The sequence below is a fragment of the Amycolatopsis sp. NPDC006131 genome, assembly GCF_040614175.1.
Lineage (GTDB): Bacteria > Actinomycetota > Actinomycetes > Mycobacteriales > Pseudonocardiaceae > Amycolatopsis_E > Amycolatopsis_E tucumanensis.
The window spans coordinates 1-25,017 of sequence record NZ_JBEXTX010000056.1 but is presented as its reverse complement, the minus strand read 5'-3'; the positions used below and the strand labels follow the sequence as shown (position 1 = coordinate 25,017).

The following is a 25,017-nucleotide window of genomic DNA, read 5'->3' as shown; positions in this document are numbered from 1 at the left end:
CCGCGCGTCGTTGCGCTTTCCCGCGCGTCATCGCGCGCCGTGGCGGAGTCTCACGTGCTTGAGCTGGAGGTAGGACTCGAGGCCTTCGGGGCCGTGCTCGGACCCGAACCCGCTCTCGCGGCGGCCTCCGTAGGGTGCGTTGATGATCCCGGCGTCGACGTTGTTGATGGCGACGTTGCCGAAGTCCAGGTCGCCCGCGAGCGTGAAGGTTTCGCGGGTGTCGTTGGTGTAGGCGTACGCGGCGAGGCCGCCGGGCACGCGGTTGGCCCGGTCGATCGCGTCGGCGAGGCCGGTGAAGCGGGCGACGCCGACGGCCGGGCCGAACGTTTCCTCGGTCATGACGAGCGCGTCGTCGGGCGCGTCGGCGATCACGGTGGGGCGCAGGAACAATCCGGGACCGTCCAGCGGTCCGCCGCCTGCCACGATCCGCGCGCCGCGCTTGTCGGCGTCGGCGATGTGGTCGAGGGTGCGCCGGTAGGTTTCTTCCATGGTCAGCGAGCCGACGTCGGCGGACGGCTCGGCCAGCCCGTCGGCGACGGTGAGCGCGTCCGCCGCGGCCGCGAGCCCGTCGACGAACTCGTCGTAGACCGAGTCGTGCACGTAGATCCGGTTGATCGCGATGCAGATCTGGCCGGCGTTGCGGAACGCGCGGCGGGTGGCGCCGCGTACCGCGCCGGGCACGTCGGCCGTGCCGGTGACGATCATCGGGCAGCTTCCGCCGAGTTCCAGGGACAGCCCGGTGATTCCGGTGACCGCCCGGTACAGCGCCTGTCCGGTGGCCATCGAGCCGGTGAAGGCCACCTTCGCGATCCGGGGGTGCGCCACGAGCGCCTGCCCGGTGGAGCCGTCCCCGAAGACGATGTTGGCCACGCCCGCGGGCAGAGTCTCGGCGAGGCACTCGGACAGCACCTGGGCGCATCCGGGGGTGTACTCGGACGGCTTGATCACGATGGTGCAGCCTGCGGCGACGGCGCCGGCGAGCTTCCAGCCGATCAGTTCGATCGGGTAGTTCCACGGCACGATCCCCGCGACGACGCCGAGGGGTTCCTTCTCCACGATGCTGGTGAACCCGGGCGCGTCGTTCGGGATCGTGCGGCCGTAGACGCGGGTGGCCTCTTCGGCGTAGTAGTGCAGCGCGGCGATGAACTTGCGGACTTCGCCGCGCGCCTCGTCCAGGGGCTTGCCCTGCTCGCGCGTGATCGCGGTGGCGAGGTCGTCGACGCGGTCGGCGCACGATTCCGCGAGCCGGTGCAGGTGCGCGGCGCGGTCGGCCGGGACGGTGCGGCGCCAGCCGCGGAAGGCGTCGGCGGCGGCGCGGACGGCCGCGTCGACCTCGGCGGCGGTGGACCGCGGGGCTACCGCGACTATCCTGCCGGTGGCGGGGTTGGCCCGCTCGATTCCCGGTTCCGCGGTGTCCCGCCAGGTTCCCGCGACGAAGTTCCGGCAGACGAGCACGGGCTCATCGGGCTGCATTGCCTCAACTCCCTGGTGCGCGCGGACTGTCCGCGGCAGCGGTGCGATCTTTGTATGATAATCGGACCTTAGAGCGGGAGTTGCGTGTCGCGCAAGAGGGTGACCGCGCCCGGTCAGGCGCGGGTCGGGATCGCCTCGTTCTCGGCCAGCAGGCGGTCGCGGTGGCGCATGACGCGGCGCAGGTGGTTCTCGGTGGCGAAGCGCGCGCGGGACGGGTCGCCGGCGGCGATGGCCTCGGCGATCTGGACGTGCTCCTCCAGCGTGTTGGCCGCTTCGGAGGGATAGCCGGGACCGGTGCGGTAGGTGTCGCGCAGGAACCCGTTGAGCGGGCCGATCACCAGTGAGAAGAACGGGTTTCCGCTCGCCTGCGCCACGATTTCGTGGAACCGGAGATCGGCGTCCAGGAATTCGTCGCGGGCCTCGGGCCGGTCGAGAGCGTCGGCCAGTCGCCGGTTCGCGTCGTCGAGGTCGGCGAGGTGCTGTTCGGTCCGCCGGGCCGCGGCCAGCTGGGCCATTTCGACCTCGAGCACCAGGCGCAGTTCGAGGAGCTGGGCGAAGGAGCCCTCGCTGCGGCGCATCAGCAGGCCGTACTGCTCAGCGATGAGCCGCCCGTCCAGTTCCGCGACGGTCATGCCGCGGCCGGGCTTCACCGTGACCAGCCCACGCTGGATCAGCAGCCGGGCCGTTTCCCGCACCACGGTGCGCGAGACGTCGAAGCGGCGGGCGAGTTCGGCTTCCGTCGGGAGGCGCTCGCCGGGCGCCAGCCGGACGATCTCGTCCTGCAGCTTGTCCGCGAGGGTTTCCGACAGGCGCTTGTGGAGTGCTTCGGCCATTCGGCGATCGTACGACAAAGCAGGCCGGTTGCCTCGTGCTGTGCCGCCTGCCGGGCGATGTGGCGGCTGGATTGACGGCATCTTTGTACGATGATAGGACATTGATGGCGCCCGGGTGGGCGCGACGAGGAGGGCTGTCGATCCATGAACCTGCACGCCTACGCCGGGGCCGTGCTCCCCGCCGACGCCGAGCGAGCCACCCTGGTGGCCCGTGTGTTCGACCCCGCGGTCGGCGGACCGTGCGTCGCGGCGATCCGGGGTGACCGCGCCGTGGACCTGACCCACGTCGTTCCGACGGTCTCCGAGCTGCTGGACCGGCCGGACGCGGTCTCGATCGTCCGCACGCGCGAGGGCGGCGGTCACTGGGAGCTGTCCGCGCTGATCGACGCCACCCTGCGGCGCGACCGGACCGCCCCGCACCTGCTGGCCCCGGTCGACCTGCAGGTCGTCAAGGCGGCGGGCGTGACGTTCGTCCGCAGCATGCTCGAGCGCGTGATCGAAGAGCGCGCGAAGGGGGACCCCGGCCGGGCCGAGGAGATCAGGTCCCGGATCGCCGAGGTGGTCCGGGGCCGGATCGCCCAGCTGCGGCCCGGATCGCCGGAGGCGGCCCGGGTCAAGGAGGTGCTGGTCGAGGAGGGCCTGTGGTCGCAGTACCTGGAGGTCGGCATCGGTGAGGATCCGGAGATCTTCACCAAGGCGCCCGTGCTGTCCGCGGTCGGCACCGGCGCGGAGATCGGCGTGCTGGCCCGCTCGACCTGGAACAACCCGGAGCCCGAGCTCGTGCTCGCGGTCAGCTCGTCCGGCACGCCGGTGGCCGCGACCCTGGGCAACGACGTGAACCTGCGCGACTTCGAGGGACGCAGCGCGCTGTTGCTCACCGAGGCCAAGGACAACAACGCATCCTGCGCGATCGGCCCGTTCCTGCGGCTGTTCGACGACGGTTTCACGCTGGACGACGCGCGGGCCACCGAGGTCGCGCTGGACATCACCGGCGGCGACGGGTTCACCCTGCACGGCGTGAACCCGGTGAGCGAGATCAGCCGGGACCTCACCGACCTGATCCGGCACGCCCACGGCGCCCACCACAGCTACCCCGACGGGTTCGTCCTGTTCACCGGCACGATGTTCGCGCCGACCGAGGACCGCGGCGAGCCGGGGCAGGGCTTCACCCACCGGCAGGGCGACGTCGTCGCGATCAGCTCACCCGCGCTGGGCACCCTGGTCAACACCGTCACCACCGCGGAAGCGGCCGAGGACTGGACCTTCGGCATCCGGGCGCTGATGGCCAACCTCGCCGAGCGCGGCCTGCTGCGGCGCGCGGCGGAGGTGGTCTCGTGACCCGGGTGGTCGTCACCGATCACGCCTTCGGCGGCGTGGCGGCGGAGGCGGCCGTCGCCGAGCGCTTCGGCGCGGAGTTCTCGGTGCACGACTGCCGCGGCGAGGACGAGACGATCCGCGCGGTGGCCGGCGCCGACGTGGCGTTCGTGAACTTCGCCCCCGTGACCGACGCGGTGCTCGCGGCGATGGCGCCCGGCGCGACGGTGATCCGCTACGGCATCGGCTACGACAACGTGGACGTCGCCGCGGCCGAGGCGCGCGGGATCTCGGTGGCCACGGTGCCGGACTACGGCAGCGACACCGTCGCCGACCACACCGTCGCCCTGCTGCTGACCCTGCTGCGCAAGATCCCGGCGTACGACCGCCGCATCCGCGAGACCGGCTGGTGCGCCCCGAGTGATCTCGGCTCGATTCCCGGCTTCGCCGACACCACGGTCGGACTGGTCGGCCTGGGCCGGATCGGGCTCGCCGTGCGCCGCAGGCTCGCCGCGTTCGGGTTCCGCGTGCTCGCCCACGACCCCTACGCCGAGTCCGCCGACGGGATCACCCTCACCGACCTGGACACGCTGCTGTGCGAGTCGCACGCCGTCTCGCTGCACGCGCCGCTGACCCCGCAGACGCGGCACCTGCTCGGCTCGGCGGCGTTCGCCCGGATGCGCGAGGGCGCGGTGCTGGTCAACACCTCGCGTGGCGGGCTGGTCGACCACGACGCGCTCGCCGATGCGGTGCGGGCGGGCCGGGTCGCCGCGGCCGCGCTGGACGTCTTCGACCCCGAACCGCTCGCCGCGGACTCGCCACTGCGCGAGTTGCCGCAGATCCTGTTCACCCCGCACGCCGCGTTCTATTCGGACAGTTCCCTGGCCGCCTTGCAACGGCTGGCCGCGGAGGAGGCCGAACGGGCGCTGGCCGGGAAACCGTTGCGCTGTCCCGTGACCGGAGGAGGTGGCCGATGAGCCGCGCTGTCGATCCCCGCACCGGAGCCGCGATCGGCCCGGAGATCGCCGACACCACACCCGAGGAGATCCGCGAGGTGTGTTCGCGGGCGGCGCAGGCCGCGCCGTGGCTGGCTGGGCTCTCGTTCCCGGAGCGCGCCGCGCTGCTCGCGGCTCTCGGCCAGGCGCTGCGCGACCACTCCGGCGAGCTCGTGGAACTGGCCGACGCCGAAACCGCGCTCGGCGCGCCGCGCCTGACCGGCGAGCTCGCCCGCACCGCCGCGCAGTTCGACCTGTTCGCGGAGGTGCTCCGGGACGGCGCGTTCTGCGAGCCCATCATCGACAGGCCGAACCCGGAGGCGGTGCCCCCGCACACCGATCTGCGCCGCATGCTCGTCCCGCTGGGGCCGGTGGCGGTCTTCGCCGCGTCCAACTTCCCGTTCGCCTTTTCCGTGGCCGGCGGCGACACAGCGAGCTCCCTCGCCGCCGGCTGCCCGGTCGTCGTCAAGGCGCACCCCGGGCATCCGGGGCTGTCGGTGCGCACCGCGGAGATCCTGGCCGGCGCCCTGTCCGCCGCCGGCGCCCCCGTGGGCGTGCTGACCCTGGTGCACGGCGAGGCGGCGGGCCGGGCCCTGGTGGCGGATCCGGCGGTCACCGCCGTCGCGTTCACCGGCTCACCCGGCGGTGGCCGCGCCCTGTTCGACGTCGCGATGTCGCGTCCTGATCCGATCCCGTTCTACGGCGAGCTGGGCAGCATCAACCCGGTCGTCGTGACGGCCGCCGCGGGCGCGGCCCGGCCGGACGAGATCGCGGACGGTCTGGCGGGCAGCGCGATGCTCGGCAGCGGGCAGTTCTGCACCAAGCCCGGTCTGGTGTTCGTGCCCGAGGCGGCGGGCCTGCCCGCCCGGGTGGCGGAGCGGGTGGCCGCGGCGGAGGCCGGCCCGCTGCTCACGGCGCGGATCGAATCCGGATTCCGCGAGGGCCTGCGGCGGCTGCTGAAGGTCCCGGGAGTGCGCGCCCTGCTGGACGGGCCGGACCCGGACGGCGGCGGGCACCGGGTGGCCCCGCAGGTGGTGACGGCCGACGCGCGGACGTTCCTGGCCAACGCCGCCGTCCTGACCGAGGAGTGCTTCGGCCCGGTGACGGTGCTCGTCACCTACTCGGCCGAGGAGGAACTCGCGGCCGCGCTCGCCCGGGTCCCGGGTTCGCTGACGGGCACGGTGCACGCCGAGCCGGACGACCCCGCCGCCGCTTCCGTCGTGGCGGCGCTCGGAGCCAGGGTGGGACGCCTCGTCCACAACGGCTGGCCCACCGGGGTGGCGGTGACCTGGTCGCAGCACCACGGCGGCCCCTGGCCCGCGACGACGGCGGTCCTGCACACGTCGGTGGGCGCCACGGCGATCCGGCGGTTCCTGCGCCCCATCACCTACCAGGACGTGCCCGAGCCGCTGCTACCCGCCGCACTCCGCGACGGCAACCCGCTGGGCGTCCCGCGCCGCGTCGACGGCGTGCTCACCACGGGCCCGAATGGCGGCCGGGCGGGCTGATCCCGCCGTCCGGCGGTGTGACCGTGATCGTTGACTTCCGAGCCCGCAGGACGTTACGTTTTTGAATCAGTAACATCGGTCTCGAGTCGGCGTCGTCCCTGGCGAAACGCACAGGCAGGAGAACGGTCATGTCGAACCTGGCCACCGCGCTCGACGTCTCCGCCGGGCGCTTCGGTGAACGGGAGTTCCTCGTCGCCGGAGCGCGCCGGCTGACGTTCGCGGAGGTCTCGCGGCGATCCGCGGCGATGGCGCGGCGCCTGGTGGACTCCGGGGTCGCGCCGGGCGACAAGGTCGCGCTGTCGTGCCCGAACGTCCCGGAGTTCACCATCGCGTACTGGGCGGTGCTGCGCGCGGGCGGGGTGGTGGTGCCGCTCAACGTGCTGCTGCGCGCCCGGGAGATCGCCTACCACCTCGACGACTCGGACGCGGTCGCCTACCTGGTGCACGAAGATCCCGCTGACCCCCGGCTCGCCGAAACCGCGCGGGAGGGCTTCGCGAAGGCCGCGGAGTGCGACCGCTTCTGGACCATCGGGGTCGACGAGGCGGGGGAGACGACGTGGTGCGGCGAGCCGCTGGCCGGTCCCGCGTCGTTCGGCACTGTCGCGCGCGAGGACGGCGACACCGCCGTCATCCTCTACACCTCCGGAACCACCGGGCGCCCCAAGGGCGCCGAGCTCACCCATCGCAACCTGCTGCTCAACGCACGGGCCGCCGCCTCGGTGTACGAGCTCGACCCCGCCCGGCCGGACACCCACCTGCTGGTCGCCCCGCTGTTCCATTCGCTCGGGCAGACCTGCGTCCAGAACGCCTCGACGCTGTTCGGCTGCACCATCGTCATGGTGCCCAGGTTCGACGCCGTCGAGGCGCTGCGGCTCATGCTCGACGAGCACGTCACGATCTTCGCCGGGGTCCCGACGATGTTCTGGGCACTGCTGCAGGCCCTCGACGATCTGCCGGGCCGGGACCGCCTGTACGGGCGGCTTCGGGTCGCCGCCTCGGGCGGTTCGGCCCTGCCGGTCGAGCTGCACAAGGAGTTCGAAACCCGTTTCGGGACCTCGATCCTGGAGGGCTACGGCTTGTCCGAGACTTCCCCGATGGCCAGTCACACCCGGCTCGGCGAGCCGGTCCGGGCCGGGTCGATCGGACGCCCCGTCGACGGCGTCGAGATGAAGCTGATCGCGGAGGACTGGACGACGCTCCCCGACGACCCGGAGGTGGTCGGGGAGATCGCCATCCGCGGGCACAACGTCATGAAGGGCTACTACAAGCGGCCCGAGGCGACGGCCGATGCCGTTCGCGACGGCTGGTTCCGCACGGGAGACCTGGCACGCAAGGACTCCGACGGCTTCTACCACATCGTCGGGCGCTCCAAGGACCTCATCATCCGCGGCGGCTACAACGTCTACCCGCGCGAGATCGAGGAGGTCTTCATGGAGCACCCGGCCGTGTCGCTCGTCGCGGTGATCGGGGTCCCGCACCCGTCGCACGGCCAGGAGATCAAGGCCGTCGTCGTGCCCGCCGAGGGCCACGAGGCCCTCCGGCCCGAGGACCTGGTGGACTGGGGCCGGCGGCAGCTGGCGGCCTACAAGTACCCGAGGATCGTCGAGCTGAGGGACGAGCTGCCGATGACGTCGACCGGCAAGATCCTCAAACGGGAGATTTCCTGAACGCCCCGGGGCGTCCGGAGAAGCGGATTGGCCCCGGCCGAGCTGCTCATCGAGCCGCGCCGGCACGGCGCAGGTGGGCCAGGAGCGCTTCGTTCACCGTGTCCGGGGCCTGCTGGTGCACCCAGTGCCCGGCTCCGTCCACGACGAGGGTGCGGAGATCCTCGAACGCCCGCGCGCCCGATTCGGGCCGCATGAAGGTGGTCACCGGGTCCGCGCTGCCCGTGAGGAACAGCGAGGGCTGCTGGATGACCCGTTCCGGTGCCGCCTTCGTTTCGCGCCAGTTGTCGTCGATGTTGCGGTAGTAGTTCAGCCCGCCCGCGAAGCCTGTCTCGCGGAAGCGCTCGACGAGCCGGCGGAACAGGTCCGGCGGCAGCCACTCGGGCGGGCGGACGGGCTCGTCGCCGTCGAGGAGGTCGTAGCGATCGCCGAAGATGACGGCGAGCGAGCGGCCGGCATCGCGCATCAGCAGTGCCTCCGCGCGCCCGGCTTCCTGGAACCGGAGCTGGTAGAACTGCTCGCCCCAGCGTGCGCGCAGGATCTGCGTCGGCGGGGCGGGTGCCGGCGGGGCATACGGCACGCTGAGACCGGCCAGCGAGAGAACGGCGGCCGGGTGGTCGAGGCCGAGCTGCCAGACGCACGCGGCGCCCCAGTCGTGGCCGATGAAGTGTGCCGCGTCGGCACCCTCGTGCTCGAGCAGGCCGATCAGGTCCAGCCCGACCGTGCGCAGGGCGTACGCCGATCGTTCGCCGGGGCGCGAGCTGCGGCCGTAGCCGCGCATGTCCGGAGCCAGCACCCGATAGCCGGCCTCGACCAGCGCGGGGATCTGCAGCCGCCAGGTGACGGCCAGGTCGGGAAATCCGTGCGCGAGCACGACGAGCGGCCCTTCGCCGGCCGCGGTCACGGCGAGCTCGACACCGTTCACTCGCCGCAGCTCGGACGATGTCCTCATGCCGCAGCCCGGTTGAGACGCACCAGCATCTTGCCGACGTTGGCGCCGGACAGCATCCCCAGCAGCGCCCCGACGGCGTTTTCGAGGCCGTCCACGACGGTGGTGGCCGGAACGAACGAGCCGTCGGCGAGCCAGCCCCGGGCGAGGGCGATCCATTCCGGCCAGCGGTCCAGGTGGTCCAGCACGATGAGGCCGCGCAAGGTCAGTCGCTTCTTCGTGATCAGCGCGAGGTTGGCTGGGCCGGGCACGGGTTCGGCGGCGTTCGCCTCGGAGACGGAGCCGCAGACCGCCACTCGTCCGCCGGTGCGCAGCGCGTCGAGGGCGGCTTCCAGCTGGTCCCCGCCGACGCTGTCCAGGTAGACGTCGATCCCGCCGGGGGCCGCGGCGCGCAGAGCGGGCCCGATCGGTCCCGACTTGTAGTCGACGGCCCGGTCGTAGCCGAGCTGTTCCACCAGCCGCCGTGCCTTTTCCGGTCCGCCTGCGGACCCGATCACCGCGGCGGCCCCGAGGTGACGGGCGACCCGGGCGGCCACCACGCCGACGGCGCCGGCGGCCGCCGAAACGAAGACGACGTCGCCGGGGTGCACGGGCGCGAACTCGCTCAGCGCCAGGTAGGCGGTGAGGCCGGGCATGCCGAGTGCGCCGAGGTAGTCCGAGCCGCGGACGCCCGTCGTGTCCAGGCGATGGGTTTCGTCCGCCCGGACCACGGCGTAGTCCCGCCAGCCGAAGTGGTGCCACACGACGTCTCCTTCGCGCAGCGTCCCGCTCCGCGACTTGACGACCGTGCCGACGGCCGCGCCTTCCAGGGGTGCGCCGAGGGCGAACGGCGGGAGGTAGGACGGCACGTCCCGCATGCGCCCGCGCATGGAGGGGTCGACGGACATCCAGTCGTTGCGCACCAGCACCTCTCCCGGCGCCGGCTCGGGCACGACGGTTTCCACCAAGGCGAAGTCCGACGGGGACGGCATCCCGGCCGGGCGTGCCACCAGATGAACCTCGCGGCTGGTCGTGCTCATCGATCCTGTCCTCCGCTCACTTCCCCCAGCGGTGTTACAATTGGAGAAACGTAACATAGGCTTGCGGACATGTCGCGTGAGGGAGGGGCAACGATGCCCATCACCGCCAACGGAATTCACTACGAAGTGCGCGGTGACGGGCCGCGGACGATCGTCCTCCTGCCGGGCTTCGGGTGTTCGATCGAGTGCTGGGCCGGGGTGGTTCCCCTGCTCGACGGGTACCGCGCCGTCCTGATGGATCTCCCGGGGCACGCGGGGTCGGCCGGTGCGCGGGCCGACGGCGACCTGCCGGGGCTCGCGGAGACCGTTGCCGAGGCCTGCCGGGAAATCGGGCTCACCGGCTTCGTCGTGGCCGGGCTGTCGCTGGGCGGCGCCATCGCCGTGCGGATCGCGCTGGACCATCCCGGCGAGGTCGAGGCGGTCGTGGGCGTGATGCCGTGGAACGCGGGCGGTACTTCCCCCGGTGACCCCGTCATCGAAGGCTTCCACAGCGCCTTCGGCGACCTGGACACGATCACCGTGGGCATCGCGAGTATCTCGCAGGATCCCGCGAAGACGGCGGATCTGGTGCGCACGATGCCCACGGTCACCGAGCGGATGTGGCGTGGCTGGCTCGGCGGCGGGGTCCACACCAGCATGGCCGACGAGCTGCCCGGGTTGCGGGTCCCGCTGCTGTACCTGGTCGGCGGCAAGGACACCGTGGTCGACCTGGACAAGCAGATTTCGGACGTGCGGCGGGTCCCCGGCGGGCGCCTGGTGCTGCTCGCCGACGCCGGTCACCTCGCCTGCTACGAGACACCCGAAGCCGTGGCGCGGGAAATGCGCCAGTTCCTCGACGCCCGCGCGGTCGCGGGCGTCTGACGATCAGGACAGCAGCCGTCGGATCGCCGCGCCGACCTTGGCGGCATCCGGCTCGCCGCCGGTGATCATGTCGACGTAGCAGAACGACTCGGCGATGCGGACCACGAGGTAGGCGAGATCCTCGACCGGGAGCCCGCCGGGCGGATCAGGCAGCTCGTCGCGCAGCAGGTCGGCCACGTACCCGATGAAGTTGTGCTGGAGTTCGCTGCTGCGGGTGGTGAGGATCCGCAGCGCGATCTCACCTTCCTGCTGCAGGAACGTCTTCATGAACGGCGCATCCAGGACACTGGCGATGAACCCCTCGAGGGTCTGGGCCACGGCGTCGATCCCGGTCGCCCTGGACTGGAGCCGGCAGCGGTCGAGGGTGGGTTTCGCCAGGGACCAGTTCACCTCGCCCAGCAGGCGGTCCCGGCTCCCGACCCAGCGGTTCAGCGTCATCCGGCTCACGCCGAGCTCGTTGGCCAGTGCCTGCATTTCGATCCGCGTTCCGCTGCGGAACTGCCGCCGCGCCAGCCGGATCGCCGCTTCCCGCCCCTGGGAAGCCGGCGCCGCCTCGTCCCGGTGCGGCGGGGATGCGGTCTGGCGTCGCGCGGCAGGCATGAACCGCAGCCTAGCCGGTGCGTGGGACACCAGGCGGCATCCTGGTCCGGCCGCCGAAGCGGCGCCGGTGCCGTCGGCCCGTGCGCTGAGGACGCGGGCCTTCCCCAACTCCCGGATCCAGGTCACAGTCAGCGGCCCGGCACCACACCAGACTCCTGCTCACGGAACGAGACCGGAACGGCGAGGGTGAGCGGAGATGGTGGTGTACGTACCCGACGGTGGACCAGGGGTGCCACAGCTGGACAGGGCCGAAGACCTGGGCGCGTTGTCGGTCCGTGCCGCGGCGGGCTCGCCGCGGTGGGAGCTCCTGTCGCGGGCACTGGAAGCCGCCGGTGCGGGCGAGGTCGCCGGCGACCACGTCTGGCTCGACGTCTCCTGGCTGCGCTCCGCCGCTGGTGATCGTGATCAGGACTGGCACGACGGGTTCACCCGCATGCTCGCCCACGCCGCACGCCAGGGCTGGGTCAGCGCCGACGGTGGCCGGGTCCGGGCGCACGTCTCCTGGGGGCGGTGACCGTGCCCGGGAAGTTCGACGGCAGGACCGCGATCGTCACCGGTGCCAGCCGCGGCATCGGGTTCGCCATCGCCGAACGGCTGGTCGCCGAAGGAGCGCGGGTGGTGATCACCGCGCGCAAGAAGGAGGCGCTGGAGGAGGCCGTCGCTCGCCTCGGTGGCCCGGAGGTGGCGCTCGCCGTGGCGGGCAAGGCCGACGACACCGCGCACCAGGCGGAGGCGGCCGGTCAGGCCGTGGAACGGTTCGGCAGTCTCGACATGCTGGTGAACAACGCGGGCGTCAACCCGTGGTACGGGCCGATGGTCGAGCTCGACCTCGATGTGGCCCGCAAGGTCGTCGAGGTCAACTGCATCGCGGCGTTGTCCTGGGTGCAGCACGCGCACCGCGCGTGGATGGGGGAGCACGGCGGGGCGGTCGTGAACGTCGCGTCCCATTCGGCGATTGCGCCCGCGCCGGGTGTCGGCTTCTACGGCGCCAGCAAGGCCATGCTCGTCGCGATGACCAGGCTGCTGGCCGTCGAGCTGGGCCCGCGCATCCGGGTGAACGCCGTCGCGCCCGCGGTGGTGAAGACCAAGTTCGCCGCGGCCCTGTACGAAGGCCGGGAGGAGCAGCTGGCGGCGGCCTACCCGCTCAAGCGCCTGGGCGAGCCGGACGATATCGGCGGGGCCGTCGCGTTCCTGCTGTCGGCGGACGCGTCGTTGCTGACCGGCCACCTGCTCGTCGTCGACGGCGGCGTGACCCTGGCCGGGGCGACCGCATGACGGTCGCGGGTCAGGGCGTCGTCGTCACCGGCGCCGCGGGCGGGATCGGCAAGGCGCTGGCCGCGCGGCTGGCCGCCGGGGGAGCGCGCGTCGTGGTGAACGACCTGGATCCCGTCGCGACGGAGGCGGCGGCCGCGGAGATCGGTGCGCTCGCGGTGCCGGGCGACGCCGCGTCCGTGGCCGGGGCCGTGGCCCTCGTGTCGGCCGCGCGCGGTCACCTCGGCCAGGTCGACGCCTGGTTCGCCAATGCGGGCGTCGTCCGCGGCTACGGCCTGGACGCCAGCGAGGCAGCCTGGGCGGCGAGCTGGGAGGTCAACACGATGGCGCACGTCCGCGCCGCCCGGCTGCTGGTGCCGGAGTGGCTGGAGCGTGGCCGCGGGCGGTTCGTGGTGACCGCGTCGGCGGCGGGGCTGCTGACCGCGCTCGGGACCGCGACCTACTCGGTGAGCAAACACGCTGTGGTCGCCTTCGCCGAGTGGCTGTCCGCGACCTACCGGCACCGCGGGATCGTGGTCCAAGCGATCTGTCCGCAGGGGGTGCGGACCGGCATGCTCGCGGCCAGCGGTCCCATGCGGTCGGTGCTGGCCGACGGCGCGGTGACCCCCGAGGACGTGGCCGAGGTGACGTGGCGGGCGCTGCACGACGACCGCTTCCTGATCCTCCCGCATCCCGAGGCAGGAGACCACTACCGAAACCGGGCCGCCGACACCGACCGCTGGCTCGGCGGGATGAACAAGCTGCAGCGGCACCTGGAACGGGCGGCCCGGTGAGTCGCCTTCCGGGCCTGGACCTGACCAGGCTGGCCGGCTGGCTCGCGGCCGAGCGGCCGGGGCAGGCCGGGCCCACGCTGTCGGCGCGCCTCCTCGCGGGCGGCCGGTCGAACCTGACGTACGAGGTCGGTGACGGCGAGCGCGCCTGGGTGCTGCGCAGGCCGCCGGTCGGACCCGTGCCCGCCACCGCTCACGACGTGGCGCGCGAATACCGGGTCATGGCCGCGCTGGAGGGCACCGCCGTGCCGGTGCCCGCGATGTACGCGCTGTGCACGGACGACTCGGTGATCGGGGCGCCCTTCTACCTCATGGAGAAGGTCGGCGGGACCCCGTTCCGGAGCGCGGCGGCGCTGGCGCGGCTCGGGCCGGACCGGGTTCGCCGGATCTCGCTTCGCCTCGTCGACACGCTGGTGGCGCTGCACGACGTCGACCCGGCCGAGGTGGGGCTGGCGGACTTCGGTCGCGCCGACGGGTTCCTGGACCGGCAGGTGCGGCGCTGGAGCGCGCAGCTGGCGGCAGCCGGCAGCGGCGACCTGCGGTCGGCCGGGGAACTGCGCTCCCGGCTGGCGTCGAACGTCCCTGCCCATTCCGGGGTCGGCATCGTGCACGGTGACTACCGCCTCGACAACGTGCTCGTCGACTCCGCCGACCGCCTGACGGCCGTGATCGACTGGGAGATGGCCACGATCGGCGATCCGCTGACGGACCTCGCACTGCTGATCGCCTACCAGAAACTGAGCCGGCTCCCGGGCGGGGACCTCGTCACCGACGCCGCCTCGGCGCCGGGACACCTCACCGAGGACGAAGTGCGAGCGCGGTACCGCTCGCGCAGTGGCCGCGACCCGGCGCACTTCGGCTTCCACCTCGGCCTCGCCTGCTACAAGCTGGCGGCGATCGTCGAGGGGATCCGCCACCGGCGCCTGCACGGGCAGACCGTGGGCGCCGGGTTCGACGGGATCGGCGCGCTGACCGGGCCCCTGCTGGAGATCGGGCTGGCTGCCCTGAAGGAGGACGGCTGATGCACTTCGGCTACGACGATCGCACCGAGGACCTGCGCGGGCGGCTCCTGGAGTTCATGGAGACGCACGTCCACCCGGCGGAGCCGGTGTTCGAACGGCAACTGTCCGAGCTGGACGATCCGTGGGCGTGGGACTCCGCACCCGTGCTGTCCGAACTGCGGGCGGAGGCGCGCAACCGGGGGCTTTGGAACCTGTTCCTCCCCGGGGCGGACGGCGCCGGCCTCACCAACCAGCAGTACGCGCCGCTGGCCGAGATCACCGGCCGGAGCCCGCACCTGGCGCCCGCCGCGCTCAACTGCGCCGCACCGGACACCGGCAACATGGAACTGCTCTCGCAGTTCGGCACCGACGCGCAGAAACGCCAGTGGCTGGAACCGCTGTTGTCCGGGCGGATCCGGTCGTCGTTCGCGATGACCGAACCCGATGTCGCGTCCTCCGACGCCACCAACGTCGCCACCCGCATCGAGCGCGACGGCGACCACTACGTGATCAACGGGCGCAAGTGGTGGATCACCGGGGCGATGAACCCGAACGCCGCGATCTTCGTCGTCATGGGCAAGACCGATCCGCACGCCGAGCGGCACCGCCAGCAGTCCATGATCCTCGTCCCGCGGGACACGCCCGGCGTCCGCGTGACCCGGGCGATGCGCGTCCTGGGCTACGACGACCGCGAACACGGTGGGCACGCCGAACTGCGTTTCGACGACGTCCGGGTGCCCGCCGGAAACCTCATCGGTGGCGAAGGCGACGGCTTCGCGATCGCACAGGCCCGGCTCGGCCCTGGCCGCATCCACCACTGCATGCGGGCGATCGGGGTGGCCGAACGCGCGCTCGAGCTGATGTGCGCCCGCGCGGAGGAGCGGGTCGCGTTCGGCAAGCCGCTGTCCGGCCAGGGAGTCGTCCGCGACTGGATCGCCGAATCCCGCGTCCGGATCGAGCAGCTGCGCCTGCTCACCCTCAAGGCGGCCTGGCTGATGGACACGCGGGGCAACAAGGCCGCGCACACCGAGATCCAGGCGATCAAGATCGCGACCCCGGTGACCGTCCAGTGGGTGCTCGACAAGGCGATCCAGGTGCACGGCGGGGGTGGGTTGTCGCAGGACTTCCCGCTCGCCTACGGCTACGCCCTCGCCCGCATGCTCCGATTCGTCGACGGGCCGGACGAGGTCCACAAGGACGCCCTCGCCCGCCGCGAACTGCGCAAGGCCGCCTCGGCTCGGCGACCGGCACCCGCGGCGCAGCGGTAGCGAGCCCGGCCGAAGTCCCGGACCCAGGTCACAGTCTTCGCCGCCGCCGGGCGGCAAGCTTCAGCTACCAGGCCCCGCCGGGGGCATTGTTGGGAGGCATTGTGCAGACGCTCGATCTTGTCGGCGCCGAGGCCGGCGTCGAGTTCGGGGCCGGCGTGCACCTCGACGCTCGCCGCGCGGGCAACGGCAGCCGGGTCGCCCTGGTCCTGCCCGGCGCAGAGCGGGCCGAGGAGAACGCCGCGTTCGTGGCGGCGCTCGCGAAGGACTACTCCGTGGTCGCGCCGAGTCACCCGGGCTTCGGCCGTTCGCCCCGGCCGGACTGGTGCACCTCCGTCGACGACCTGGCCTACCTCTACCTCGACTGGCTGGACCGGTCCGGGCTGACCGACGTCACCGTCGTCGGCCTCCAGTTCGGCGGCTGGGTCGCCATGGAGATGGCGGTGCGGAGCTGCGCGCGGATCGGCCGTCTCGTGCTCGTCGGCTCGGTGGGGGTCAAGCTCGGCGGACCGCTCGACCGCGAGATCGCCGACCTCTTCGCGATGCCGCGGACCGAGCTGGACAAGCGCCTCTACGCGGACACGAGCTTCGCGCTGGGCGACCTCGCGCACGCGCGGGACGAGGACGTTCTCGAGGTGGCGCGCAACGAAGAGGCTCTCGCGTTGTACGGCTGGGAGCCCTACCTGCACAACCCGCGGCTGCGCCACTGGCTGTGGCGCATCCGCGTGCCGTCCCTGGTGATCTGGGGCGGGCAGGACGGCATCGTCGCGCCCGGCTACGGCCACGGGCTGGCCGCGCGGATCCCCGGCGCGCGTTTCGAGCGCCTCGACCGGGCCGGGCACCGCGCACAGGTGGAATGCCCGGCGGAGATCGCCGAGCTGATCTCCGCCTCCGCCGCCTGACCCCGACCAACCAGAAAGGGAGCGTTCCCGTGCAGTACTGGCATTTCAGCGAAGCGGCCTACCCGTACCTGCCGGACCCCGAGACCTACGAATCGGTGCGGGTCACCCTGCCCAACGGCGTCATCGACCCCGCTCGCGCCGCGGCGCTGTGGGACCGCTACATCCGCGAGTGGCAGGTCGCGGACGAATGCGGGCTGAACGTGATGGTCAACGAACACCACTCGACCGCGACGTGCATGAACTCCGCCGCTCCCGTGATCGCCGGAGCGCTCGCGCGGCTCACCACCAATGCGCGGATCCTGATCCTGGGCAACCCCGTCGCGAACCGCACCGACCCCGTGCGCATCGCCGAGGAAATGGCCCTGCTGGACCTGCTCAGCCACGGCCGTCTCGAGGCCGGATTCGTGCGGGGCGTGCAGTACGAGGTCGCCGCCACCAATTCCCGGCCGGTGCGGATGTCCGAGCGCATGTGGGAGGCGGTCGAGCTCATCACGCGAGCCTGGTCGGCGCACGACGGCCCGTTCAACTGGGAGGGCGAGTTCTTCCACCACCGCCAGGTCAACATCTGGCCGAGGCCCCACCAGCAGCCCGGCCCGCCCGTGTGGGTCACCGCGGTGAACCCGGCCAGCGTGCCGAGGATCGCCGACCACGGCTACCGGGTCGGCACCTTCCTGTCGGGGTTCGACGGGACCAGGGCGGTGTTCCAGGCCTACCGCGACCACTGCGCCGCGACGGGCAAGCCCGCGCCGGGCGACGAGATGTTCGGCTACGCGGCGCTGGTCTACACCGGACGGACCGACGAGGAGGGCTTCGAAGGAGCCCGCGAACTGCTCTGGTACCTGCACAGCAACAAGGTGGCCAAGCAGTTCGCCTACCCGCCGGGATACCTGCCCTACCACGTCCGGGCCGTGGGCCTGCGGGGACCGTTGACGTCGATGCCCGGCTCCCCGGCGTCCTCGCCGATCCCCGACGTGACCGCGATGTCGCTCGCCGAGCTCATCGAACGCGGAATCGTGTTCGCCGGCAGCGCCGCCACCGTAGCCGGGCAGATCGAGCGCTTCTACGAGCACGTCGGCGGGTTCGGGCACCTGCTGCTCATGGGCCAGGCCGGTCACCTCGGGCACGAGGACACGGTCCGGGGGATCGCCAACTTCGCCGAGGGTGTCGCGCCCTTGGTCGACCGCGTGACGGGCGGGCTCGCCGTTCAGTCGAAGTAGGGTAACTGCTGCCTATCGGAGGACAACGATGTCCCAACCATCCCCGCTGGATTCGGAAGACAGGGTTTCCCCGGGAACGGGAACGCCGCGGCACAGCGCTGTGGCGCGCCGGTCGATCATCGCCGCCGGCTCCGGAAACGCTCTCGAGTTCTACGATTTCGCGATTTTCGCGTCGCTCACACCGGTCATCTCGAAGCTGTTCTTCCCCTCGGGTGAGCCGCTCGCCGCGATCCTGTCGACGTTGGCGTTGTTCGCGGTCGGCTTCGTCATGCGGCCGGTGGGCGCCGTCGTGTTCGGGCGGCTCGCGGACCGGCGCGGGCGCAAGGTGTCCCTGGCGATCGCGGTGCTGATCATGGGTGTGACCACCGTGCTCATCGGCGTCATGCCGACGTATCCGCAGGCGGGGATCGTCGCACCGGTGCTCCTGTGTGTCGCGCGGCTGCTCCAGGGGTTGTCCGTCGGCGGGGAGTTCGGGACATCGGCCAGCTTCCTCGTCGAGCACGCGCCCCCGCACCGCCGTGGGCTGTACGGCTCCTTCGCCTTCTTCTCCTCGACGCTCGGCAGCGTGCTCGGCGCCGTCGTGGTCCTGATCATGACGGTGTCGCTGTCTCCGGGCGACCTCGACAGCTGGGGCTGGCGGATCCCGTTCCTGCTCGGGTTCCCGCTGCTGGTCATCGGCCTCTACCTGCGCTACCGCATCGCGGAGTCGCCGGAGTTCGAGGAGCTCAAGGCAGGCAACGCCCAGGAGCGCAGCCCGCTGCGCACGTTGTTCACCCAGCACTGGCGGGCGTTCCTGATCGTGATCGGGATCTGCGTCGGCTTCAACATCGCCTCGTCCACGGTCCAGGTGTTCGCGCTCACCTACATCCGCAGCGTCGTGGGACTGTCCGCGGTGCAGGCGCTGAGCACGGTCATCATCGCCACCACGGCCGGGATCTTCCTGGTGGTCGCGTTCGGGCGCCTCTCGGACACCTACGGCAGGAAGCCGGTCCTGGTCTTCGCGTGCGTCCTGGCGGTGGTCCTGCCCTACCCGAGTCTGCTCATCATCGGCCTGACCGGGTTCGGCCCGGCGCTGCTGGGACAGCTCGTCCTGTGGATCCCGGTCGCCGCGTTCGGCGGCGCCATCCCGGCGCTGTTCGCGGAGCTGTTCCCGACGAAGGTCAGGGCGTCCGGGTTCGGGATCGCCTACGGATTCGGTTCGGCGATCTTCGCCGGTACCGCGCCGTTCGTGGCGACCCTGCTGATCGAGCTTTCCGGGAACAAGACGTCGCCGGCCTGGTACATGGTCGCGGCAGGCGTCATCACCTTGGTCGTCGTGATCGCGTCGGTGGATCGCCGGGCGCGCGGGAGGAGTTGAAGCATGGGGTCTGCCGCGGGGCGGCTGACGGGCAAGTCAGCGCTGGTGACGGGTGCGGGTTCGGGTATCGGAGCGGCGACGGCCGAGGTGTTCGCCCGCGAAGGCGCGAAGGTCCTCGTCGTGGACGTGGACAAGTCCAAGGCGTCGGCGACGGTGGACCGGATCCGGGAGGACGGTGGTGTCGCCGAGCCGTTCGCCGCGGACGTCTCGGACGAGGTTCAGGTCGCCGGCGCCGTCGAGTTCGCGGTCGAGCGCTTCGGCGGGGTGGACGTGCTCCAGAACTACGCCTCCGAACGGAGTCTGGTGGCCGAGGACGTCTTCGTCGCCGAGGCCGACCTGTCGGTGTGGCTGGGGCAGCTGCGCGTGGACCTGCTGGGCTGCGTCCTGACCGCCAAACACGTCCTGCCGCACATGGTCCGCGCGGGCGGGGGCAGCATCACCAACGCTTCTTCCCTGGCCGCCTGGCTTTCCCTCGAAGGCCGCCCGGCCTACGCGACCGCGAAGGCCGGGGTGATCGGGTTGTCGAAGTCGCTGGCCGTCGAGTACGGCAAGCAGGGGATCCGGTGCAACGTCCTCGCGCCTGGGCACATCGTCTCGCCCGCGACCGAGAAGATGTTCTCCGCGGCGCAGACCGAGGTGCTGCTGGATCACGTCGCGACGCCGCGGCTGGGCAGGCCGGACGACGTCGCGATGGCCGCCCTGTTCCTGGCCTCGCCCGAGTCGTCGTTCATCAACGGGCAGGTGCTGGTCGTGGACGGCGGCATGTCCGCCTACGCGCCCATGGTCCCGTCGTTCCGGCGCCTGGCCGGACAGTGAAGGAGCCGGCATGCGTTTCCTGGTGACGGGCGGGCTGGGCGTCAACGGCGCCTGGGTGGTCCGGGAGCTGCTGGGCCGCGGCCACGAGGTGGCCGTGTTCGAAAGCCGGGACGACACGTCGCTGATCGAGGATGTGGCGGACCGGGTCGAGCTCGTCGTCGGCGACATCCGCGACGCGGACGATTTCACCGACGCCGCCCTGCGCCTGCGGCCGGACTGCGTCATCCATCTCGCGGCTTTCGTCGACTGCGAACGGGATCCGCACACCGCGATCGCGGTGAACGTCGGCGGCACCGCCGCGGTGTGCGCCGCCGCGGTGGCGGCGGGTGCGCGGCGGGTCGTCTACACCAGCTCGAAGGCGGTGTACGCGCCGGCGACGGGCAAGCGCGGGTTTCCCACCTACGAGGCCGTGCGCGAAGACGACGAGCTGCGGCCGACCGGCATGTACGGCATCACCAAGGCGGCCGCGGAGAACGTGGTGGCGTGGTACGGGCGCAACTCCGAAGTGGAGTGCGTCAGCCTGCGGTTCGCCACGATCTTCGGCCCGGGCAGGCTGCAGCGGCACGCCGGCCCGATCAACACCTACAGCTCGATGGTCGAGCTGCTGGCCTCGGGCCGCGGTTTCACGATCGAGCAGGGCGGGGACGAGCGGGACGACATCATCTACGTCCTCGACGTCGCCGACGCCATCGCGTGTGTCGCGCTGGCTCCCGGGCCGCTGCGCCACCAGGCCTACAACGTGGCCGCGGGGCACCCGGTGTCGATGCACGACTTCGCGGACGCGATCCGCCGGGTCATTCCCGGCGCGGCGCTCGACGTGGGGCCCGGGCTGAACCCGATGCAGATGGCCGACAGCTACTACATGGCGCTGGATGGAACCCGGATGGAGAAGGAGTTTGGATGGCGTCCCCGCTACGACCCGGACCGCGCGATCCGGCACTACCACGAGCTCGTTCGAACCCGGCTCGCGTGAACAGGCAGGTGGTGCGGGCATGAGAGCAGCGGTCTACCGTCGTCCCGGTCCCGCGGCGGAGGTGCTCGAAGTCGTCGAGCTCGAGGTGCCTGAGCCCGGTCCGGGCCAGGTCCGGGTCCGGATCGCCACCTCGGGTGTCAACCCCACCGACTGGAAGACCCGGGCGGGATTCGCCGGGCGCACGCCCGACTGGTTCCAGGTGCCCCACCACGATGGCGCCGGTGTGGTCGACGCGGTCGGCGACGGCGTCACCGGCCTCCAAGTGGGGCAACGAGTTTGGCTGTACCTGGCGGCGTTCCACAACCGCTACGGGACGGCGGCCGAGTTCGCGGTCGTCCCCGCGGCGCGGGCGGTGCCGTTGCCCGACGGCGCATCCGACGACCTGGGCGCGTGTCTCGGCGTTCCGGCGCTGACCGCCGCGCACTGCCTGGGCGGGAATCCCGCGGCGCTGGCGGGGCGGACGGTCCTCGTCGCCGGGGGAGCGGGCGCGGTGGGGCATTTCGCCATCGAGCTGGCCAAGCACGCGGGCGCGCGGGTGGTGGCCACGGTGAGCTCCGACGAGAAGCGCGCATTGGCGGAAAAGGCCGGAGCCGACTTCGTCGTCCGCTACACCGACGCGGACGCGGCCCGGCGCATCCGCGACTTCGCCGGGCCCGTCGACCGGGTCGTCGAGGTCGCGCTCGGGGCGAACCTGGACCTCGACGTGGCCGTGCTCGGCGCCCCCGGCACCATCGCCGTCTACGCCGCGGAGGGGGAGCTGTCCCTGCCCGTGGGCGAGTTCATGAAGGCGAACACGACGCTGGAGTTCGTGCTGCTCTACGGGGTGTCCCCGGAGCGGCTGGCGGCCGCGATCCGGTGGACTTCCGACGCACTCGCGAACGGCGCGCTGTCCGCTCTGCCGGTGCTGCCGCACGGCCTGGACGAGGTGGTGCGGGCGCACGAGGTGGCCGAGCAGGCGCCGACGGGGAAAGTCATCCTGCGCGTGGGCGAGCACTGAAGGGGAGCACACGGATGGACACCGGGATCACCCAGCTGACGCCGCTGTCGTTCCTGCGGCGTTCGGCGAACGTGCACGCCGGCAAGGTCGCCGTCGTGCACGGCGACGAGGCCTGGACCTACCGGGAGTTCGCCGCGCGCGTGGAGCGGCGGGCGCGGATGCTGCGCGCCGCCGGAGTGCGGCCGGGCGACCGCGTCGCCTACCTCATGCCCAACGTGCCGGAGATGCTGGCCGCCCACTTCGCCGTGCCGCTGGCCGGTGCGGTGCTGGTCGCGATCAACACCCGGCTGGCGCCTGAGGAGGTCCGCTACATCCTCGATCACTCGGGCGCGACCGTGCTCGTCGTCGACGCCGGGTACGCCGCCACGATCGCGCCGATCGCCGGGTCGCTGGACACGGTGCGGACGATCGCCGTGGCTGCCGACCCGCTCGGTCCCGAGGCGACCGTCGAGGTCCCCGGCGCGGTCGCGTTCGCCGACCTCCTCGCCGCCGCGGACGAGGAGGACGAGCTGGTGTGGGCGGTCGACGACGAGCGATCGCCCATTTCGATCAACTACACCTCGGGCACGACGGGACGGCCCAAGGGCGTGGTCTACACCCACCGCGGCGCGTACCTGAACTCCTTCGGCGAGATCTTCCACTCCGGACACGACGCGGACAGCGTCTACCTGTGGACGCTGCCGATGTTCCACTGCAACGGCTGGTGCACGACGTGGGCGCTGGTCGCGGCGGGCGGGACCCAGATCTGCCTGCGTGAGGTGCGCGGGGACCGGGTGTGGGAGCTCATCGACCGCCACCGGATCACCCACCTCAACGGGGCGCCCACGGTCGTCACCACGATCATGCGGGCCGAGCCGGCCCACCAGCTCGACCACCGGCTCGTCGTCACCACCGCGGGAGCGCCGCCGAGCCCCACCACGATCCTGCAGATGGAGCGGATGGGCTTCCGGATCGTGCACGTGTACGGCCTGACCGAAACCTACGGCCCGTACGCGGTGAACGAGTACCAGCGGGAGTGGGACGACCTGGCGCCGGAGGAGCGCGCGAAACTGCGGGCCAGGCAGGGGGTGGGGATGCTGCAGGCGGACGAGGTCCGGGTGGTGGATGGGAACTTGCGCGACGTTCCCTGGGACGGGCGGACCATGGGTGAGATCGTCATGCGCGGCAACAACGTGATGCAGGGCTACTTCAACGATCCCGAGGGCACGGAACGGGCGTTCGCCGGTGGCTGGTTCCACTCCGGGGACCTCGGGGTGATGCACCCGGACGGGTACGTGGAGCTTCGGGACCGGGCCAAGGACGTGATCATCTCCGGCGGCGAGAACATCTCGACCATCGAGGTCGAGCACGCCATCGCCGCGCACCCCGACGTCCTCGAGGTCGCCGTGATCGGTGTCCCGGACCCGCGGTGGGGTGAGCGGCCCAAGGCCTTCGTGGTGCCGCGGCCGGGGAGGAACCCTTCGGAGAGCGAGCTGATCGCGCACGTGCGGTCGCTCATCGCCCGCTACAAGGCGCCGCGCGAGGTCGAGATCGTCGCCGAACTGCCCAAGACCTCCACCGGGAAGGTGCAGAAGTACGAACTGCGCGAACAGGAATGGTCGGGGGAGGCCCTGCGCGTCCGCGGCTGACCGGAGTGACTGGAAGGAACCGATGAAGGTAGGAAACGTCGACATCGTCCCGATCCTCGACGGCACCGCGAGGTTGCCGATCGGGAACACCGTGACCCACCGGCGGGACGCGCGGTGGGACTGTGCGCACCAGCCGCTGGACGAGCACGGCCGGATCCACATGGACATCGGGGCGTTCCTCGTGCGGCTGGGGGACCGGACGATCCTGGTCGACGCCGGAGCGGGTGACGACTTCGTGCACGAGGGGTTCGTGACAGGCCGGCTGCCGGCGAACCTGCGCCGGGCCGGGGTCACGCCCGAGGACGTCACCGACGTGGTCTTCACGCATCTGCACCCGGATCACGTCGGCTGGGCGACGGTCCGCGGCGAGGTGACGTTCCCGCGCGCGACGTTCCGGGTGCACGAGGCGGACTGGGCGTACTTCATGACCGGCTCCACGGCCGATCCCGTCCTGCAGGAAACGCTGGCCCCGATCGAGGGGCGGCTGGAGACGTTCGACGAGGAGACCGAGCTGGTGCCCGGTCTCCTCGCGCGGCCCGCGCCGGGGCACACCCCGGGCTCGACCGTGTTCGTGGTCAGCGACTCCGGCGAGCGCGCGCTCCTGCTCGGCGACGTGGTGCACACGGTCGGGGAGCTCACCGACCCGGAATGGGAAGGGATGTTCGACGTGGACCGGGCCGCGGCCAACGCCATCCGCGAACGCATCGCCGACGAGCTGGCCGCTACGGGCGACCCGTTCGCCCCCGCGCACTTCCCCGAGCTGTCCTTCGGCCGCCTGATCACGGCCGACGGACTGCGCCGGTTCTCCTGGGCGTAGTGCTGGTTGTGCCGCCCACGGTCATGGGCGGCACAACCAGCCAGGGCGCGTCCGACAGGGCTCTTCTGTTCAGGTGATGACGTCGTGGATGAGGATGGCGGTGCGTTGGTGCCCGCGGGGCAGGCCGCCGCCGGGGCGGGGACTTTTCAGGTGGCCATCAGCGGCTCGAACGTCGGGGTCCCCGGCCTGGCCCTCGGTGAACAGGGTGACCAGGGGAGCGGCCGTTGCAGTCGGCCAGCCGGTGGATCTTGGTGTGCGGGCGCCCGGGGGCGGCCGATGGTGGAGCACCACATCCCAGGCGCCTGGGCGGCCAGGGTGCCAGGTCCACATCGTTTGCCAGGGCCCGAACACCGCCGGCGCATCCCGCCACGGGATCCCGTGCCGGCAGCACATCTCTGAGCAATGCCCACAAACCCCCGACGCGACCAGCGCCATCCCAGCTACCCGCCAGAACCTCTGTCGAGCACGCCCTGGCACCACAGCCGTGATCTCGCTTCAGTAGTGCACCGCTCCGCGGTTGCCGCCCGCCACGGACACCGCGTCTCCCGTCACGGCGGCCGCCCGGGGCGAGCACAGGAACACGACCACGTCCGCGACCTCCTCCGCGGTGACGAGACGCCGGAGGCTCGTCGTCGCGGCCAGCTGGGCGCGGACCTGCTCCTCGGTGAGCCCGCCGGCCGCCGCCCGGTCCGCCCGCCCCCGGGCCGAGCAGGTAGCGGATCAGCGAGGCGATCTCCTCCGGCCGCCCCCGGCGCGGGATCGGCGCCTGGTAGTTCCGGATCGCGT

The 25,017-nt window shown here is 72.0% G+C and carries 23 protein-coding genes and 1 pseudogene; 18 read left to right on the top strand and 6 right to left on the bottom strand.

The features are described 5' to 3' along the window. Window positions 1–27 precede the first annotated feature (27 nt). Both ABZ215_RS25890 and ABZ215_RS25885 read right to left on the bottom strand, forming a co-directional pair. A complete protein-coding gene (locus ABZ215_RS25890) occupies window positions 28–1,473 on the bottom strand; it encodes an aldehyde dehydrogenase family protein (RefSeq protein ID WP_354952294.1) in 1,446 nt (481 codons plus the stop codon). Between the two features lie 113 nt (window positions 1,474–1,586). Next, complete coding sequence (locus tag ABZ215_RS25885) at window positions 1,587–2,306, bottom strand: FCD domain-containing protein (protein ID WP_354711140.1); 720 nt, start codon at window positions 2,304–2,306, stop codon at window positions 1,587–1,589. A 144-nt stretch (window positions 2,307–2,450) separates the two neighbouring features. On the opposite strand from ABZ215_RS25885, the gene ABZ215_RS25880 reads away from it, so the two are divergent. The 4 genes from ABZ215_RS25880 (at window position 2,451) to ABZ215_RS25865 (ending at window position 7,790) form a co-directional block, all read left to right on the top strand. Then, window positions 2,451–3,644: a fumarylacetoacetate hydrolase family protein gene (locus ABZ215_RS25880; protein WP_354711138.1), complete on the top strand. Its 1,194-nt coding sequence runs from the start codon at window positions 2,451–2,453 to the stop codon at window positions 3,642–3,644. Continuing rightward, complete coding sequence (locus tag ABZ215_RS25875) at window positions 3,641–4,597, top strand: C-terminal binding protein (protein WP_354952292.1); 957 nt, start codon at window positions 3,641–3,643, stop codon at window positions 4,595–4,597. The genes ABZ215_RS25880 and ABZ215_RS25875 overlap by 4 nt, the downstream gene beginning before the upstream one ends. Continuing rightward, on the top strand, window positions 4,594–6,123 hold the full coding sequence (locus tag ABZ215_RS25870; RefSeq protein ID WP_354952290.1) for an aldehyde dehydrogenase (NADP(+)): 1,530 nt from the start codon (window positions 4,594–4,596) through the stop codon (window positions 6,121–6,123). The genes ABZ215_RS25875 and ABZ215_RS25870 overlap by 4 nt, the downstream gene beginning before the upstream one ends. 128 nt (window positions 6,124–6,251) lie before the next feature. Next, on the top strand, window positions 6,252–7,790 hold the full coding sequence (locus tag ABZ215_RS25865; protein WP_354952288.1) for a long-chain fatty acid--CoA ligase: 1,539 nt from the start codon (window positions 6,252–6,254) through the stop codon (window positions 7,788–7,790). Between the two features lie 46 nt (window positions 7,791–7,836). Here ABZ215_RS25865 and ABZ215_RS25860 read toward each other — a convergent pair whose 3' ends face one another. Together ABZ215_RS25860 and ABZ215_RS25855 are read right to left on the bottom strand one after the other, a co-directional pair. Beyond that, complete coding sequence (locus tag ABZ215_RS25860) at window positions 7,837–8,712, bottom strand: alpha/beta hydrolase (RefSeq protein ID WP_020417157.1); 876 nt, start codon at window positions 8,710–8,712, stop codon at window positions 7,837–7,839. A gap of 23 nt (window positions 8,713–8,735) precedes the next feature. Further along, the gene (locus ABZ215_RS25855) at window positions 8,736–9,755 is read right to left on the bottom strand and encodes an NADP-dependent oxidoreductase (protein ID WP_354952287.1); all 1,020 of its coding nucleotides are present in this window, start codon (window positions 9,753–9,755) and stop codon (window positions 8,736–8,738) included. Between the two features lie 93 nt (window positions 9,756–9,848). Between ABZ215_RS25855 and ABZ215_RS25850 the strand changes: the two genes are divergently transcribed. After that, window positions 9,849–10,616 (top strand): alpha/beta hydrolase, encoded by a 768-nt coding sequence (locus ABZ215_RS25850; RefSeq protein WP_354952285.1) that lies wholly within the window; start codon window positions 9,849–9,851, stop codon window positions 10,614–10,616. A 3-nt stretch (window positions 10,617–10,619) separates the two neighbouring features. Here ABZ215_RS25850 and ABZ215_RS25845 read toward each other — a convergent pair whose 3' ends face one another. Continuing rightward, window positions 10,620–11,216 (bottom strand): QsdR family transcriptional regulator, encoded by a 597-nt coding sequence (locus ABZ215_RS25845; protein ID WP_354952283.1) that lies wholly within the window; start codon window positions 11,214–11,216, stop codon window positions 10,620–10,622. A gap of 229 nt (window positions 11,217–11,445) precedes the next feature. On the opposite strand from ABZ215_RS25845, the gene ABZ215_RS25840 reads away from it, so the two are divergent. The 13 genes from ABZ215_RS25840 (at window position 11,446) to ABZ215_RS25780 (ending at window position 24,231) form a co-directional block, all read left to right on the top strand. Then, window positions 11,446–11,730 (top strand): hypothetical protein, encoded by a 285-nt coding sequence (locus ABZ215_RS25840; protein ID WP_237336602.1) that lies wholly within the window; start codon window positions 11,446–11,448, stop codon window positions 11,728–11,730. A gap of 2 nt (window positions 11,731–11,732) precedes the next feature. After that, window positions 11,733–12,491, top strand: coding sequence for an SDR family oxidoreductase (locus ABZ215_RS25835; RefSeq protein ID WP_237336641.1), 759 nt, complete (start codon window positions 11,733–11,735; stop codon window positions 12,489–12,491). Next, window positions 12,488–13,261, top strand: a complete 774-nt coding sequence (locus tag ABZ215_RS25830) for an SDR family oxidoreductase (RefSeq protein WP_354952281.1) — start codon at window positions 12,488–12,490, stop codon at window positions 13,259–13,261. The genes ABZ215_RS25835 and ABZ215_RS25830 overlap by 4 nt, the downstream gene beginning before the upstream one ends. Then, window positions 13,258–14,280, top strand: coding sequence for a phosphotransferase family protein (locus ABZ215_RS25825; protein ID WP_354952279.1), 1,023 nt, complete (start codon window positions 13,258–13,260; stop codon window positions 14,278–14,280). Before ABZ215_RS25830 ends, ABZ215_RS25825 begins: the two co-directional genes overlap by 4 nt. Beyond that, window positions 14,280–15,527: an acyl-CoA dehydrogenase family protein gene (locus tag ABZ215_RS25820; RefSeq protein WP_237336599.1), complete on the top strand. Its 1,248-nt coding sequence runs from the start codon at window positions 14,280–14,282 to the stop codon at window positions 15,525–15,527. Before ABZ215_RS25825 ends, ABZ215_RS25820 begins: the two co-directional genes overlap by 1 nt. Before the next feature lie 101 nt (window positions 15,528–15,628). After that, complete coding sequence (locus ABZ215_RS25815; RefSeq protein WP_354952277.1) at window positions 15,629–16,426, top strand: alpha/beta hydrolase; 798 nt, start codon at window positions 15,629–15,631, stop codon at window positions 16,424–16,426. A gap of 29 nt (window positions 16,427–16,455) precedes the next feature. After that, complete coding sequence (locus ABZ215_RS25810; protein ID WP_020417147.1) at window positions 16,456–17,643, top strand: LLM class flavin-dependent oxidoreductase; 1,188 nt, start codon at window positions 16,456–16,458, stop codon at window positions 17,641–17,643. A 100-nt stretch (window positions 17,644–17,743) separates the two neighbouring features. Further along, window positions 17,744–19,000, top strand: coding sequence for an MFS transporter (locus tag ABZ215_RS25805; RefSeq protein WP_354952275.1), 1,257 nt, complete (start codon window positions 17,744–17,746; stop codon window positions 18,998–19,000). A gap of 3 nt (window positions 19,001–19,003) precedes the next feature. Next, window positions 19,004–19,816: an SDR family NAD(P)-dependent oxidoreductase gene (locus ABZ215_RS25800; RefSeq protein WP_020417145.1), complete on the top strand. Its 813-nt coding sequence runs from the start codon at window positions 19,004–19,006 to the stop codon at window positions 19,814–19,816. A gap of 10 nt (window positions 19,817–19,826) precedes the next feature. Next, window positions 19,827–20,789, top strand: coding sequence for an NAD(P)-dependent oxidoreductase (locus ABZ215_RS25795; protein ID WP_354952273.1), 963 nt, complete (start codon window positions 19,827–19,829; stop codon window positions 20,787–20,789). A 19-nt stretch (window positions 20,790–20,808) separates the two neighbouring features. Continuing rightward, complete coding sequence (locus tag ABZ215_RS25790; protein ID WP_354952271.1) at window positions 20,809–21,786, top strand: NADPH:quinone reductase; 978 nt, start codon at window positions 20,809–20,811, stop codon at window positions 21,784–21,786. Window positions 21,787–21,800: 14 nt separating this feature from the next. Beyond that, complete coding sequence (locus tag ABZ215_RS25785; RefSeq protein ID WP_354952269.1) at window positions 21,801–23,414, top strand: long-chain-fatty-acid--CoA ligase; 1,614 nt, start codon at window positions 21,801–21,803, stop codon at window positions 23,412–23,414. Window positions 23,415–23,436: 22 nt separating this feature from the next. Further along, window positions 23,437–24,231, top strand: a complete 795-nt coding sequence (locus tag ABZ215_RS25780) for an MBL fold metallo-hydrolase (RefSeq protein WP_354952267.1) — start codon at window positions 23,437–23,439, stop codon at window positions 24,229–24,231. Between the two features lie 495 nt (window positions 24,232–24,726). Here the strand turns inward: ABZ215_RS25780 and ABZ215_RS25775 are convergent. Beyond that, a pseudogene (locus ABZ215_RS25775) lies at window positions 24,727–24,903 on the bottom strand (SDR family oxidoreductase); the annotation flags it as partial. Between the last annotated feature and the right edge of the window lie 114 nt (window positions 24,904–25,017).